Here is a 14,649-nt window from a genome sequence, read left to right on the forward strand (position 1 = left end):
CGCACCCGGTGCCCACGGGCAAGATTGCTCCGTGCACATCCACACGGCCGGTGTTGTCCGGCTTTCAGCGATCGCGGCCGCCGCCGTGCTCCTACTCGCCGCCTGCTCCGGCAGCGAGTCCGAATCGGCACAACCGACAACCAGTTCTGCTGGTCAAGCCTTCACCAAGCTGCCCTCGACGGGTGCGGCCGACACCTGCGGTCCGGACAGCGGCACGACGATGGCAGACGGTGTGTTGACGATCGCGACCGACAACCCTGCCTATCCACCGTGGTTCGTCGACAACAACCCGGCGAACGGGAACGGTTTCGAGGGCGCGGTCGCCAAAACGGTCGCCGAGAAACTGGGGTACACCGGTAACCGGGTCAAGTACGTGTCCGTGCCGTTCGACCAAGCGCTGCAACCCGGACCGAAGCCTTTCGACTTCGACATCAACCAGTTCACGATCCTCGACGAACGTCGCAACTCGGTCGATTTCTCCTCGCCGTACTACGCGGTCGCGCAGTCTGTCGTTGCACTGAACGACAATCCGGCCGCGCAAGCCGATTCCCTCGCCGATCTGAGCGGATTTCGGCTGGGTGCACAACGCGGTTCGACGAGCCTCGATGCCATAGTCGAGACACTCCACCCGAACATTCCAGCCGTTGCCTTCAACACGAACGACGATGCGAAAGCCGCGTTGGAAGCAGGCGACATCGACGCTCTCGTCGTCGACATTCCGACGGGCTTCCAGATCGCCGGTGCCCAGATCCCCGGTGCCGTCCTCGTCGGCCAGTTCCCGAGGCCCAACGAGGTAACGGAGTTCTTCGGCCTCGTCCTGGCGAAAGGTTCGCCGCTGACGCCCTGCGTCACCGCAGCGGTCGATGCCCTGTATGCCGACGGCGTCCTCGAAAGGCTCGCGGATCAGTGGCTCGCGGACATGGCGGGGGCCACGATTCTGGAATAGCGGCTACCGTCCCGTTCGAGCTTTCAACACATCGACGACGACGTTCGGAATCTCGGCCGGGTTGCGGGTCGTGCGGCTCAAACCACCTGTCGCCGCGGCGATCTGCTCCAGCACGGGGGCGTCGGCATCGGCCGTGATTCCGATCGTCACGATGATCACCGGGCGGGCCGGATCCCGTTCCTTCTGCAGCGTGTCGAGCAACTGCGGGAGTGTGATGCTGCCCTGATCGTCGTTGGCACCGTCTGTCGCGATCACGACGCTGTTGATGTACTTCGGGTCGTAATTTTCTTTCGCTTTCCGGTAGGCCGCGAGCGTGGTGTCGTACAGTCCGGTGCCGCCGCCGACGATGCTGACGAGACCTCTGGTCTGATCGAGCAGGATCTGCCGTTGGGTCTTTCCGTCGATCTGCTCTCCGAGAGGGCGTTCCGGCACCAGATCGCGCCAATCCTGGTTGGGTCCGCCCTTGTTGGTCGAGAATGCCCACAGTCCGATCTGCGCGTTGTCACGGAACTGTGCCAGTCCGGCTTCCATCGCCTGGATCATCAGGTTCATGCGCGTCCCCGTACCGGCCGACTCGTTCATCGAACCCGAAACATCCAGTACTGCAAGAAATTTGGATGGCAAAGCCAGAACGGCATACTGGCGCAACAGATTCGTCGCCGCATCCTGATCAGTGGGCGTCAACGGCGCGACGGCACCGGGGTCCAGACCGCGCCCGCCGTCGAGAGGCGCCAAGTCGACTCCACGAAAACCGTTCTTGGACAACACTGCCCGACCGTCCCCGCCCGCCAAGAGGTCGGCGAGCGCGACACCGGCCTTCTTGGCAGCCTCGTGCTCATCGCCTGCGGGTTCGGTCACCGCGATCGGATAGTTGAGCACAAAACTGCCGGTCAACGGGACGGTAGCCGCCAGCTTCGCGTCTTGATGTGCAGCGTTGTAGGCGACGAGCTGCTGCTCGGTCGCGATGGCAGTTCCGCCGTCGCGTACGACCTCGGAAAGTCTCTCGTCGACATCCTTCTGCTCGGTACTCGTCGCTTGCGCCTGCGCAATCGGCACAAGTGCCGACGTCAACACGTTCTGGTCCGCTTTACCCTGCTCGACTTCGGTCAACGCGGCCATCACCGGGGCACTGGCGACACTGTCGGTCAGGGGATCGCCGATCCGCAACCCAGGCCGCAACACGTCGACCCAGGTCGCGAAAAACGGCGCTTCACCGGCCTTGGTCGCCACGATCGTCGGGGACATTGCGATCGACGGACGTGCGACGTCCAGCAACGAGCCGGTCGCTTTGCTTGCTTTGAGAATCCAGCCGGAAGAGTCGGGTATCCACAACGCCGGGGCGGCACCCGGCGTCGCCAACGACGCGGCCACCTGAGCCGACGACTTCGATTCGACGGTGAGTGCGGTGCAGCCGAGGTCTTCGTCTGTCGCGTCGTCCGCCACTTCGGTGATGACGGGCGCAATCGTCGGATCGGCCGCGACGGTGAACTGTTGCACTTGCGAGCAGCCGCCGTCGAAAACCCTTGTGCAGGCGAAAACTCCGAGTGCGACGACGACGATCGCCACCAACGCGAGCGCCGCCCATCTGCCGTACTTCGGCTTGCTGTGCTGCCGACGTACCGCGGTAGGCACACTATGGCGACCCGGCATAGCTGACCTCTTCATCGTGATCGCGCGCCGAAACAAACCGCACGCTGGGTTCGAGCTCGAGGAATACTACCGTGACCTCGACGGCGTGAACTGCCGGTTCAGAACCTGCGATCACGACTCGAGACGAGCGACCAAACTCTTCGGTGCGACGGCCCTGTAGGCGTCCTCGATGATGTCGGCGATGTCGTCCCAGTCCTGCTCGACGTCGAGATACACACCGACCCAACCACGACCACCGACGTAGGGCGGCACGAAGAAGCGATTCGGATCGCGTTCGACCCAATCCTGTTGCGCGCCGACAGGTGCTGCTGCCCAGAAGCCGACACGGTCGTCGTGATGGTGGTCCGACAGCGAGACGAACTGCGGCGAACGGCGGACGAACCAGGCTGGTTCGCCGTGACTCACCCGTTCGGTCGCCTCGGGCAACGCCAGACACAACGCCCGCAACCGTTCCAGCGGCACACTTGCGGCAGCACTAGGACGGTCCATCGTCATCCTCCGCAGGTGTTCGGAGCCGGCATCCCGTCGAATCTGTCGGCGATCCACTCGACCGCCGGCGGCACCGCCCTCGAATCGGCGTGCGCTTGGTCGGGTTGTGCGTCCAGCGCTACGACGTCGCCGAGCTCGCACGCACGGACAACCGCCTCGCGCGTCCACTGCGGCAGGATGACTGTGTCCTTCTCGCCGATGACGACAAGCATCGGACCCGCTGCGCGCACTTTCGGCAATGCCAGCTCGGTGAGCCAGCCACGCATCCGATCGACGTCGGCCGGCGTGCTCGGACGGGAATCCTCGGGCGAAAGTTTCTGCGCAACGCTGAGTTTGCGAACCACTGCCGGTCCAGTACAGGCCAGCAGAGTGTCCTTGTTCGCCGCGAGTTCGCCGTGCAGATAGGCGTCGGCATTCAACTCGGGATGCAGCACCGTCAGTCCGGCGATCAACGTCGGCAAGAACATCTGCTGCGGAACGGTGACTTCCACGTTCCCATCAGCGTTGACGAAACCGGAGATGTCGGCCGCGGGTGACAGATTTGCCGAACCTACGAACTCCAGGCCGTCGCCGTAGTCGTTCGCGCGTTCCGCTGCGGCCCACGACGCCTGACCACCCTGCGAAACCCCGAGTGCAGCCCACCGCGTCGACGCATCCGGCACGAGGATTCGGGCGGCGCGGACAGCGTCGATGAGGTCGTACGCCGCGGAATTCGGTTCGAGATACGGATGTGGACCGTCTGTTCCGAGACCCTGCAGGTCGCTGACGGTGACGACGTAACCGCGCTCCAAAAGCGGCTTGACCAGCCGGATACTGCCGAGCAGATCGTCATGGCGTGAGGGCGCGCACTCGTCGCCGACGCCTGTCGTCCCGTGTCCGACCGTCACAACAGGCCAACCACCAGGCGGCGGGGTGCCTTCCGGCACGAAGACGGTCCCCGATACTTCGGTACCGCCACCATCGACGCCTGAGGTGGAGCGGTAGCGGATCGTCGTGACGCTCGCAGCGCCCAGCGTCGGTGCGCCCGGCTGCTGCGCGGTCAGGGCACCGCGTTCGGCGCCGACCGGCGGCGGTGTCTGCGGTGTTGTCGACGGTGCCGTGGGCGCGGCGGTCGCACCCGACGCAGACCGGTCTGGGTCCGGCTGATCGGAGGTTGCGCACGCGCCGACAAAAAGTGTCGCGGCGAGCAACGTCGCAGCGGCTACTCGCCGGGCCGGAGTGAACTCAGCTCGGTTCAACTGCGCAGCTTCCGCCCTTGCCAGGCAGGCGGTATCGGTTGGCAGCGACCCACCTGTAAGCGGTGTCCTGCAGCCAGCGGATTCCGGGAATTTTGTACACATACAACGGAATTCGGGTTCCAAGCACGCCGGACAACGCTGCGTTGATCGCGCCCGCTCCGCTGTAGAGTTCGCCACGTGCGTCGTGCGCCCACGCGCGGTCGTAGGCCTGCTCCTCGGTCACGCCGAAATGTTCGGGAGCGCCGGGATCCTGCAGTGCGAGGGTCCGTACTCGGTCGCGTCGATCGATGCGGTGCAGCACACCGAGGCACTTCATGCAGAAGCCGCAATCCCGGTCGTAGAGAAACTCCGCGGCGTAGGTTCGCGCGGCTACTTCCGGCATTGCGGCTCCTTTGCGGTTGTGCCTGATCAGGCCTGCGGCGGAACTACCTTCTTGGCAGCCGCTTTGCCCTTCTCGATCTTGTCCGAGTACTTGCCCTTGGTCTTCTTGTCGATCAAGCCGCCGGCTTTGTCGACAGCGCCCGTGATCTTGTCCGAATTCTTGGCAGCGGCGTCCTTGCCCTTGTCGACGACGCCCTTGAGTTTGTCCGCGAATCCCATGATGCCCCTTTGATCCGGTAGTGAATTGCTTCGGTAAACAGACAACGCATCAGCGCTGCACAGAGTTCCCTACAGCCTGGTCACAACGCCTGTCGGCCAGGTCACAGTGCCTTTTTGGCTGCGTCCTGCGCCTTGTCGACCTTGTCCGCGTACTTGCCGCCGGTCTTGGAGTCGATTGCGTCGCCTGCCTTGTCGATTGCACCGTCGACCTTGTCGGGGTTCTTGGCAGCGAAGTCCTTTGCCTTGTCGGCGAGACCCTTGATCGAATCGAATGCGCCCATTTTGCTCTCCCTTTTCGCATCGGTTGCGGACGCCGTGTGCTGGCGTCTCGCAGCAAAGCCTAGTAAACCGAGTTGAATCGAGGGCGATAAAAAATCAGTGTGAGGCGGCTCACCCGACACAGGTCAATCGAGGCCTTCCCACCATTGCTGCTGCGAGCTGGGCCGCAGTACGTCCACCCGCTGGCCGGGCATCGGTACAGCCGCGGCCGTATCGGTCTCCGCGACGGCGGCGAGCAACCGTGTGACCGGTTCCGACCACGCATGGAATGCCAGATTGAACGTCGCCCAGTGGATCGGGATGAGGACGCCGTGCTTCGCGTCGCCCTGATTCAGGTCGGCGTGCGCCTGCACCGCTTCCTCGGGGTTCATGTGGATGTCGCGCCACATGTCGTTGTAGGCGCCGATCGGAAGGATCGTCAGGTCGAACGGTCCGTGTGATTCGCCGATCTCGGCGTAGCACTTGCCGTACCCGCTGTCGCCGCCGAAAAACGCTCTCCGCGTTGGGCCTTGGATCGTCCACGATGCCCACAGCGTCGTGTTGCGTACAAGTCCGCGGCCCGAGAAGTGGCGGGCTTCGGTGCAGGTGATCGTCAGATCACCGACCGAAGTGCTTTGGTTCCAGTCGAGCTCGACGATCCGCTCCTCCGGAACCTGCCACTGTCGCAGGTGCGCACCGATTCCCAGCGGGACGATGAAGGGCGCGTTCTGGTGACGGAGCAAGCCCTTGACCGTCGGTAGGTCCAGGTGGTCGTAGTGGTCGTGCGAGATGACGATGGCGTCGACGCGCGGAATCGATTCGAGCGCAACCGGAACCGGGTGCAGGCGTGCGGGACCGACCTTGGACGACGGCGAAACCCGCTGTCCCCACACAGGATCCGCAAGAATCCGATACCCGTCGATTTCGACGAGCGCCGATGCGTGGCCATACCAGGTCAAGGCGAGTTCGGCGGCTTCTGCCGGAGCAAGCGGCGTCGCGAGCGGTACCGGCTTGCTCGGCTTGCCGACCTTTCCGCGCGCCAGCATCCCCTTGACGAGTGGCGTCGGATCGCTGGTCGACAACGCCACACTCGGCTCGGTGTTGTGGAACGTCCCGTTCCGGAAGTTCGCAGCGCCCGTCGCGTACGGACGGATCGCAGACACCGACGCACCCATCGCGGTCGGGATCTCCGCAGCCGTGCGCGCAATACAACCGAGACCGACAAGCCCTAGGACCGAGGTGGTCACACCCTTCACGTTCACGCCACCACCTTACGCATCGGCCGCCGTCTCGAGCGGCGCAACTAACGCCCGATGAACTTCGGTTGACGCTTCTCCTTGTGCGCCAACCTGCCTTCCTTCGCGTCGTCGCTCAGCCACGCTTTGTACAGCGCTGCACGCTGGTCGGGTGACTCCGCGTCCTGCGTACCGTCGTCGTTGAAGACCAGCTTGAGATGCTGCATCGTCAGGGGCGCCAGCTGCGCGATCTTGTGTGCCCACGCCTGCGCGTCGGCCACGGTCCCGAGCTTGTTCGCAAGCCCGTAGCGGTAGGCATCGTCGGCCGTCAGCGATTCGAGTCCAAGCATCATCGTACGTGCGGGACCCGACCCGACCAACGACGCGAGACGATGAACTGTCCAGCGGTCCACCGTGATTCCTAGTTTGGCAGCAGGTACGCCGAAGAAGGCGTCGGGTCCGACCACCCTCAGGTCCGACGCGATGGCCAATTGTGTACCTGCACCGAGCGCTGCGCCGTTGATGGCCGCGATCACCGGAACAGGCACGGCATCGATGGTGTGCAGCATGCCGAGGAGTGTCTCCGTGAACGAGTCCGAATAGACCTCGGAAAGATCGGCGCCCGCGCAGAAGACGGAGCCGCGACCGGTGAGGACGATCGCCCGTGCGTCGTCGTCCGCGGCCTTGTCGATCGCATCACGCAGGCGCTCACATAATTCAGCGTTGAGCGCATTTCGACGCTCCTCACGCTGCAGCTCGATCGTGACTACGTCTGCGTCTCTGGTGATACCGATCATCGGCGATGTCCCCTCACTGCCGCTGTCGACCGACGGGGGCCCCTGCCAGTCTGTCCGGGGAAATCTATCAACTCGAAATACCGAAGGCACCTCCGAGAACACGTCGGTGGAGTTGTCTAATGGACGTCGTGACGTCTGCGCAGCGTGAGGTCCGTACGTCCGAGGTCGACGTGCTTGTTATCGGCGCTGGTCAGGCCGGCTTGTCGGCTGCTTACTACCTGCACAGGGCAGGGCTGGAAGCCGGCAGCGACTTCCTCGTGCTCGACCGCTCCCCCGCACCGGGGGGCGCATGGCAGTTCCGCTGGCCGTCACTGACGCTGACGACCGTCAACGGCGTAAGCGATCTACCGGGTATGTCGTTCGCCGAAACGCTGCCCGCAAACTCTGCCGAGGTCAAAGCGTCGGATGCAGTGCCGCGCTACTACCGGGCCTACGAGGAGCGCTTCGCGCTGAACGTTCGGCGACCGGTCACGGTGACGGTGGTGTGCGACCGCGACGGCGACGGCCGCCTGCGCGCCGAGGCGGGCAACCGCACGATCGCAGCGCGAGGCTTGATCAACGCCACCGGCACGTGGGAGCACCCCTTCGTGCCGCACTATCCCGGCGCCGAGCTGTTCACCGGACGCCAACTGCACACGAAGGACTACACCAGCGCCGCCGACTTCGAGGGCAAGCACGTCGTTGTCGTCGGTGGCGGCATTTCGGCGGTACAACTCCTCGACGAGATCTCGCTGGTCACGTCGACGACCTGGGTGACTCGATCCGAGCCGCGATTCCGCGACGAGCCCTTCACACCCGAGTTGGGCAGACGTGCCGTCGCCATAGTCGAGGATCGGGTTCGGCGCGGACTTCCGCCCGGGTCGGTTGTCTCGGTCACCGGCCTGCCATGGACGCCGGCCCTACGAGCAGCACAGAAACGTGGTGTCCTGCAACGGCTTCCAATATTCTCGACGATCGAGCCGAACGGTGTCCGCTGGGCCGACGGCAGGTTCGTCGCGGCCGACGTCATCCTGTGGTGCACCGGTTTCCGCAGCGCACTCGATCACTTGGCGCCGCTACGCCTTCGTGGACCGGGCGGCGGAATCACGATGACGGGACGCCTGGCAACGCAGACCGCGGCCGACCCACGCATTCATCTGATCGGCTACGGACCCTCGGCCAGCACCATCGGTGCCAACCGAGCGGGCCGTGCCGCCGTCAAGGAACTGCTCGCCACCCTCGGCTAGTCGACGCTTGGGCAAACAATGCAGATTACGAACCGAACGTGTCGGGGTCGGGACCGGTGCGCATACCCGAATCCAGACCGCTGATCGTATGCACCTGCTCGGGTGTGAGCTCGAAGCCGAACACGTCGAAATTCGCCTCGATCCGGGACGGCGTCACCGACTTCGGGATCACGATGTTGCCGAGTTGCAGATGCCACCGAATGATCACCTGCGCAGGTGTGGTGCCGAGCTGCTCGGCGATGGCGCCGATGGTCGGGTCGTCGAGCACCTGACCCGATCCGAGCGGACTCCATGCCTCGGTCGCGATGCCCTTGGCTGCATGGAACGCTCGCAGCTCGGTCTGAATCAGCTTGGGGTGCAGCTCGATCTGGTTCACAGCGGGCACCTCGCCAACTGCGTCGATCAGCTTCTCGAGTGTCGGTTCGGTGAAGTTCGAGACTCCGATCGAGCCGACACGGCCGTCGGCCTTCAGTTTCTGGAAGGCCTTGAAGGTGTCGATGTAGAGGCCCTTACCCGTCGCCTGCCAGTGGATGAGATAGAGATCCAGGTAGTCCAGCCCGAGCTTCTCCATACTCAGGTCGAACGCACGCAACGTGGAGTCGTACCCCTGGTCGTCGTTCCACAACTTCGTCGTGACGAAGACCTCGTCGCGCGCAATGCCCGAATCGGCGATCGCGCGGCCCGTGCCGACCTCGTTGCCGTAGATGGCGGCGGTGTCGATGCTGCGGTAGCCGGCCTTCAACGCAGAGGTGACCGCGGCGTAGCACTCGTCCTCCGGAACCTGCCACACGCCGTAGCCGAGGGCCGGAATGGTGTTGCCGTCGTTGAGGATGATTACCGGGACAGAACTCTTTTCGCTGGTGAAGGTCATCCCTCCACCGTGCCACGTCGGGACGACAAGTACGAGGACCGCAGGTGACGCCCTACTCTTGTCCGGTGTCCGCTACCCTCCGCGCCAATGGTTTGTCCGCCGCACACGGTGAACGAACGCTCTTCTCCGACCTCGATCTGATCGTCGCGCCAGGCGACGTCATCGGCCTCGTCGGGTCCAACGGCGCGGGCAAATCGACGCTGCTGAAGTTGCTTGCAGGGCTCCCCGAAGGCGCCGACGTAGCCGGAACGACGTCGCTCGCGCCGCCGGAGGCGACCGTCGGTTACCTCGCGCAGGAACCCGAGCGTCGGCCGCAGGAGACCGTCATCGACTTCCTGATGCGCCGGACCGGAGTCACCGAGGCCGAAGATGCGATGAACGCGGCAGCGGACGCGCTCGCGACCGACCCGAACATCGACGCCTACACACCTGCGCTCGAGCGGTGGCTCGCACTGGGTGGCGCAGACATCAACGAACGCGCCGAGAAGGTCGTTTCCGATCTCGGCCTCACCGCGGCTCTCGATGCCTTGATGACCGAATTGTCCGGCGGCCAGGCCGCACGTGCCGGGTTGGCGGCAATCCTGTTGGCCCGCTACGACATTCTGTTGTTGGACGAGCCGACCAACGACCTCGATCTCGCGGGTCTGGAACGGCTGGAGAATTTCGTAACCGCTGCGAGGACCCCGTTGGTCGTCGTCAGTCACGACCGAGAGTTCTTGGCGCGCACGGTCAATCGCATCGTCGAACTCGATCTCGCGCAGCAGCGGGTCGACCTCTACGACGGCAGCTACGACTCCTACCTCGCCGAGCGAGAGATCGCGCGTCAGCACGCGAGGGAGGCCTTCGACGACTATGCCGATACCCGGTCCAGCCTCGAGGACCGCGCTCAGATGCAACGCAATTGGATGGAACACGGGGTCCGGAACGCACGTAGGAAGTCGAAGGACAACGACAAGATCGGCCGCAACTTCCGCGCCGAGGCAACGGAGAAGCAGGCCGCCAAAGCTCGGCAGACCGAAAAGCGCATCGAACGGCTCGAGGTCGTCGAGGAACCGCGCAAGGAGTGGGACCTTCGAATGGCGATCGCCGCGGCCCCACGCAGCGCGACGGTCGTCGCTGCCGTCAACGGTGCAACGGTTCGTTTCGATGGCTTCACCCTCGGACCCGTCACAACTCAAATCTCCTGGGGTGACCGGATACTCGTCACGGGACCGAACGGTTCCGGCAAGTCGACCCTGCTTCGGTTGCTGCTCGGCCGCGTCAAGCCGGATACCGGCACGGCGATGCTCGGGTCCGGCGTCGCCGTCGGCGAGGTCGATCAGGCTCGTCGACTGTTCGAGGCCTCGGGAGCCCTTGTCGACGAGTTCGCCGCCGCGGTACCCGACATGCCGATCGCCGACGTCAGGACGCTGCTGGCCAAGTTCGGTTTGCGCGGCCATCACGTGCTGCGATCCGCGGCGTCGCTCTCACCTGGCGAACGAACTCGGGCGGCGCTCGCACTGCTGCAGGGCAGGGGTGTGAACCTCCTCGTCCTCGACGAGCCGACGAACCATCTCGACCTACCGGCAATCGAGCAACTCGAGTCCGCGATGGACACTTTCGCGGGCACGTTGCTGCTGGTCACCCACGATCGCCGCATGCTCGATACGGTCCGCAGCACCCGACGCTGGCAGCTCGACAGCGGCCTACTCAGCGAAAGCTAACTGTCCTCGCACTTGACAGATCGTTGGGTTTTCCCAACACTTAGTTGCATGAGTCCGGTGAGACGTGGGGAAACTATCCCCATCCACAATCGTATCGGCGTACTGCGCGCAGAGCGTCGAATGAGCCGCGCTGCACTCGCGGAAGCCATCGACGTGAACCCGCAGACGGTCGGCGCGCTGGAACGCGGCGACCACTATCCGAGCCTCGACCTGGCGTTGCGGATCTGCGACGTCTTCGGTCTGCCCGTCGAGGCCGTTTTCTCCCGTCGTGAATTCGCGCCACTGTCCACCGAGCTGTACCGCCGCACCACCCCGTCCGAATCAGGAGGCGAGCACCGATGACCGATTCCCAGAGCAATCTGATCGACCGCTACCAGCAGTACCGAACCCGGCGGTTCCTTGCCAACGAAAGTCAGACGTCGTCATGGCTACCCGGCTGGCGCACCCAGAAGCGCAGACGCATCCTCGTCGGCGCATTGCTGGCGATCTTCGTCGCAATGCTCGCGGTAGGCGTGACCTGCCACTTCGGAGTCGAGTGGGCACCGTTGCTGTGGCTGCCCGTCTGCCTGGTATTCATGCCGGTCTGGGTTGCGTTGCGGGTCGCCTCCGGACGGCAGGACGACGCCCCCGAGGCGGTACTCGACGAATTCGAAATCGACCAACGCAACGGCGCTCGTTCGATCGGCTTCGCAGTCATGCAATCGCTCGGCTTGATTGCGGCCTTCTACCTCATCTTCGGAGCTGTCATCACCAACGGCGACAACGGCGACATGGTCTACGCAGGTGGAATCTTCACTCTGATGGCAGTACTCATCGGCGGTTGCACGCCGGCCATGATCTTGGCCTGGACTCGACCCGACCCCGATGTCGACGACCTCTCCTGAAAGGAGTTACGGCCATGAGGACCCCCGATTCGCTACTTATCGCCGAAGATCTGCTGGTCTTGTTGCTCGACGACGCGAGCGGCAAACCGCATGCCGATTCCACGGCGCTACCCCGCGCGCTGGCCGGTGCCGTACTCCTCGAGCTTGCGATGGCTGACCGAATCCGCGTCACCGAACAGGGCGAGGATGTACGCAAGGGCCACGTCGTCACTGTCGGAACCGCCAAGCGTCCCGCTGATCCAGTTCTCGCACGCGCCTTCGAACTGCTGAAGAATTCTCGACCGATGAAACCCCAGCGCGCAATCGAGAAGCTGGGCAAGGGTTTACGCGAACAGGTGACCGAACGAATCATCGCCCGCGGGTGGGTTCGAGCTCAGCACGACAAAGTGCTCGGACTCTTCCCGCGGACCAAGCTCCCAGCACGCGACGGCAGCCACAAGGCAGCGATGCGAGCGGAACTCGAGTCGGCTTTGCTCGGCAAGTCTGACCCGACCCAACGGTCCGCGGCACTGATCTCGCTGCTGTCGGCCACCGATGTGGTCCACAAGGTCTTCCCGGACGAGGACAAGCGCGCGGTGAAGAAGCGCGCCAAAGAGATTGCCGAAGGCGAGTGGGCAGGAGCCGCCGTACGCAAGGCGATCAGCGACATCAATACCGCCATCATGACGGCGGTCATCGTCTCGACATCAGCGGGCGCTGCATCCTCGGGTAGTTAGCTGCAACCCACCTCGCCGCTCAGTTTCCCGGCAACCCCAGCTTGCGGTAGCGGGCCATACGCCGCGTCAGCCGGTCGTTCACTTCTATTGCCGCAAGGTCACGCAGTTCGACGGCGATGGCTGCGACCATCCGGACTGCGAACTCGGCGGGTTCGTCTGCGGCATCGTCGAATTCACCGACGATGCAGTCGACGATGCCTGCCGCCAACAGATCCGCGGACCGAATACCCTGAGCCGCAGCCATGTCGGGTGCGTGCTCGGTGTCGCGGTGCACGATCGCACTCGCCCCCTCTGGTGGCAGCGGCGCAAGCCAACCGTTCTGCGCGGCGATGACGCGGTCGGCAGGTAGCAGAGCCAATGCACCACCGCCACTGCCCTGCCCGAGCAGCACCGAGATCGTCGGGGCGTCGAGTGTCACGAGATCGGCTATACATCTGGCGATTTCAGGGGCGAGGCCACGTTCCTCGGCTTCCTTCGACAGCGACGCACCGAGCGTATCGATCACGAGCACAAGGGGTATCTGCAATTCTTCGGCGAGACGCATTGCACGCCGGGCCTCGCGTAGGGCCGCCGGACCCATTGCCCGATCGACCGACTGACCGTCTCTGTCGTGTCCGAAGAGCACACACGGCCTGCCGCGGAATCGGGCAAGCGAATGCAACACCGTCCGATCTGCTTCACCCTGCCCGGTACCGCTGAGCGGCACTCGTTCGGTCGCATGGCGAAGCAGCTGCCGAATCCCCGGCCGATCCGGGCGGCGCGACGACAGCACCGACTGCCACGCATCGACGTCGGCGGCTGCCGCTGTCACCACCGGGACGGCAGAGACGCTGTCGCGCACCGTCCCCGTCATCACACAAAGCGCCCGGTGCATGAGGTTGCGTAACAACCCAACTGGGACAACACCGTCGATGACGCCGTTGCGATAGAGGTTCTCGGCCGTCTGCACGCCGGTCGGAAAGTCTTCGCCGTAGAGCGCTTGGTAGACCCGCGGCCCGAGGAATCCGATCATCGCGCCCGGCTCGGCAACGGTGACCTGCCCGAGCGATCCCCAGGACGCGAACACTCCGCCCATCGTCGGATTACGCAGATAGACCAGATACGGCAGCTGCGCCTTCCTGTGAACGGCAACCGCCGCAGCGATTTTCACCATCTGGACGAATGCGAGTGTGCCTTCCTGCATCCGTGTACCGCCCGACGTCGGCGACGCAACCAGAGGCAGCCGTTCCGCGGTCGCACGTTCGATCGCCGAGACGATCCGCTCGGCGGCGGCAACACCGATCGAGCCTGCCAGGAACCGGAACTCGCACGCGATCACCGCAACCCGACGCCCCCGGACCGAACCCTCGCCTGTCAGCACCGATTCGTCGACGCCGGATCGCTCGGTAGCCGAGGCGAGGTCGGCGGTGTAGCGCTCGGACGGCGTCACATCGATCGGCGTGCGATCCCAGCTGACGAAGCTCCCTGGATCGAGTACATGGGAAATCAGTTCGCCTGCCGAGATCGTTGCACTCACAGCCGTCAGACTAAGCCGCGCTCCTCAGAGAATCCTCAGAAACAGCTCAGTGACCTGCCATGTTGCGGTTCTAGGGTCGCAATTATGAAGCCACGAAACCCCCGCCGGATCCGTATGCTGCCAGCTGTCCTAGCCACCTCCGCCGCACTGGCGACGGGTGCGCTCCTGGCTCCAGGTACCGCCGTCGCCGACCCGACTGCAGCGGCAGGACCTTTGCTGCAGACCACCTGCTCGTTCGATCAGATCGACGCCGCCCTGCACGACCGTGCACCGCAGGTCGCGAACAATCTCGACGCGAATCCTGACCGCAAGGACATGCTCAGGCAGTTCTTCGCCCTGCCCGTCGACCAGCGCCAGGCGGCGCTTGACGCCTACCTGGCCGCCAATCCAGACCTGCAGGCCAAGCGCGACCAGCTCCGATCAGGACCCTATGCAGACCAGATCGCGGCAAAGGTTGCCAAGATCGCCGACACCTGCCACAGCTACTGATAGCGCTCGACGGCAACCTCGACAGCCACCT

At 64.3% G+C, this 14,649-nt stretch carries 17 protein-coding genes; 7 read left to right on the top strand and 10 right to left on the bottom strand.

Going from position 1 to position 14,649, the window contains the following annotated elements; all coding sequences use genetic code 11:
* The first annotated feature begins 37 nt into the window (after nucleotides 1–37).
* Nucleotides 38–946: an ABC transporter substrate-binding protein gene (locus JGU71_RS17195; protein WP_199705735.1), complete on the top strand. Its 909-nt coding sequence runs from the start codon at nucleotides 38–40 to the stop codon at nucleotides 944–946.
* 3 nt (nucleotides 947–949) lie between these two features.
* Here JGU71_RS17195 and JGU71_RS17200 read toward each other — a convergent pair whose 3' ends face one another.
* From JGU71_RS17200 to JGU71_RS17235, 8 genes are all read right to left on the bottom strand, one after another.
* A complete protein-coding gene (locus tag JGU71_RS17200) occupies nucleotides 950–2,596 on the bottom strand; it encodes a substrate-binding and VWA domain-containing protein (protein ID WP_199705505.1) in 1,647 nt (548 codons plus the stop codon).
* Nucleotides 2,597–2,707: 111 nt separating this feature from the next.
* Entirely contained in the window at nucleotides 2,708–3,085 is a 378-nt protein-coding gene (locus JGU71_RS17205) for an MmcQ/YjbR family DNA-binding protein (protein ID WP_199705506.1), read from the bottom strand.
* Nucleotides 3,086–3,087: 2 nt separating this feature from the next.
* A complete protein-coding gene (locus tag JGU71_RS17210) occupies nucleotides 3,088–4,323 on the bottom strand; it encodes a lipase family protein (protein ID WP_233529531.1) in 1,236 nt (411 codons plus the stop codon).
* Nucleotides 4,310–4,705, bottom strand: a complete 396-nt coding sequence (locus JGU71_RS17215; protein ID WP_199705508.1) for a thiol-disulfide oxidoreductase DCC family protein — start codon at nucleotides 4,703–4,705, stop codon at nucleotides 4,310–4,312. The genes JGU71_RS17210 and JGU71_RS17215 overlap by 14 nt, the downstream gene beginning before the upstream one ends.
* Before the next feature lie 26 nt (nucleotides 4,706–4,731).
* On the bottom strand, nucleotides 4,732–4,923 hold the full coding sequence (locus JGU71_RS17220) for an antitoxin (RefSeq protein ID WP_199705509.1): 192 nt from the start codon (nucleotides 4,921–4,923) through the stop codon (nucleotides 4,732–4,734).
* Between the two features lie 101 nt (nucleotides 4,924–5,024).
* Complete coding sequence (locus tag JGU71_RS17225; RefSeq protein ID WP_199705510.1) at nucleotides 5,025–5,204, bottom strand: antitoxin; 180 nt, start codon at nucleotides 5,202–5,204, stop codon at nucleotides 5,025–5,027.
* Nucleotides 5,205–5,327: 123 nt separating this feature from the next.
* Nucleotides 5,328–6,443 (bottom strand): MBL fold metallo-hydrolase, encoded by a 1,116-nt coding sequence (locus JGU71_RS17230; protein ID WP_307829694.1) that lies wholly within the window; start codon nucleotides 6,441–6,443, stop codon nucleotides 5,328–5,330.
* A 41-nt stretch (nucleotides 6,444–6,484) separates the two neighbouring features.
* Entirely contained in the window at nucleotides 6,485–7,213 is a 729-nt protein-coding gene (locus tag JGU71_RS17235; RefSeq protein ID WP_199705511.1) for an enoyl-CoA hydratase, read from the bottom strand.
* Between the two features lie 119 nt (nucleotides 7,214–7,332).
* Between JGU71_RS17235 and JGU71_RS17240 the strand changes: the two genes are divergently transcribed.
* The gene (locus JGU71_RS17240; protein WP_199705512.1) at nucleotides 7,333–8,439 is read left to right on the top strand and encodes an FAD-dependent oxidoreductase; all 1,107 of its coding nucleotides are present in this window, start codon (nucleotides 7,333–7,335) and stop codon (nucleotides 8,437–8,439) included.
* Between the two features lie 25 nt (nucleotides 8,440–8,464).
* Here JGU71_RS17240 and JGU71_RS17245 read toward each other — a convergent pair whose 3' ends face one another.
* Complete coding sequence (locus JGU71_RS17245) at nucleotides 8,465–9,310, bottom strand: aldo/keto reductase (RefSeq protein WP_199705513.1); 846 nt, start codon at nucleotides 9,308–9,310, stop codon at nucleotides 8,465–8,467.
* Between the two features lie 65 nt (nucleotides 9,311–9,375).
* Here JGU71_RS17245 and JGU71_RS17250 point away from each other — a divergent pair, with 65 nt between their 5' ends.
* Genes JGU71_RS17250 through JGU71_RS17265 form a run of 4 tightly spaced genes read left to right on the top strand, consistent with a single transcriptional unit; the run spans nucleotide 9,376 to nucleotide 12,613 of the window.
* On the top strand, nucleotides 9,376–11,013 hold the full coding sequence (locus tag JGU71_RS17250; protein ID WP_199705514.1) for an ABC-F family ATP-binding cassette domain-containing protein: 1,638 nt from the start codon (nucleotides 9,376–9,378) through the stop codon (nucleotides 11,011–11,013).
* Between the two features lie 48 nt (nucleotides 11,014–11,061).
* Entirely contained in the window at nucleotides 11,062–11,355 is a 294-nt protein-coding gene (locus JGU71_RS17255) for a helix-turn-helix transcriptional regulator (RefSeq protein ID WP_199705515.1), read from the top strand.
* Nucleotides 11,352–11,897 (top strand): hypothetical protein, encoded by a 546-nt coding sequence (locus JGU71_RS17260; protein ID WP_199705516.1) that lies wholly within the window; start codon nucleotides 11,352–11,354, stop codon nucleotides 11,895–11,897. Before JGU71_RS17255 ends, JGU71_RS17260 begins: the two co-directional genes overlap by 4 nt.
* Before the next feature lie 14 nt (nucleotides 11,898–11,911).
* Nucleotides 11,912–12,613 (top strand): GOLPH3/VPS74 family protein, encoded by a 702-nt coding sequence (locus tag JGU71_RS17265; protein ID WP_199705517.1) that lies wholly within the window; start codon nucleotides 11,912–11,914, stop codon nucleotides 12,611–12,613.
* Nucleotides 12,614–12,632: 19 nt separating this feature from the next.
* On the opposite strand, the gene JGU71_RS17270 is transcribed toward JGU71_RS17265, so the two are convergent.
* Nucleotides 12,633–14,129: an acetyl-coenzyme A carboxylase carboxyl transferase subunits beta/alpha gene (locus JGU71_RS17270; RefSeq protein WP_199705518.1), complete on the bottom strand. Its 1,497-nt coding sequence runs from the start codon at nucleotides 14,127–14,129 to the stop codon at nucleotides 12,633–12,635.
* An 84-nt stretch (nucleotides 14,130–14,213) separates the two neighbouring features.
* Here JGU71_RS17270 and JGU71_RS17275 point away from each other — a divergent pair, with 84 nt between their 5' ends.
* Nucleotides 14,214–14,618, top strand: a complete 405-nt coding sequence (locus JGU71_RS17275) for a hemophore-related protein (RefSeq protein ID WP_233529533.1) — start codon at nucleotides 14,214–14,216, stop codon at nucleotides 14,616–14,618.
* Nucleotides 14,619–14,649: the final 31 nt, after the last annotated feature.

The sequence above is a fragment of the Antrihabitans stalagmiti genome (assembly GCF_016482825.1).
Classification (GTDB): domain Bacteria; phylum Actinomycetota; class Actinomycetes; order Mycobacteriales; family Mycobacteriaceae; genus Antrihabitans; species Antrihabitans stalagmiti.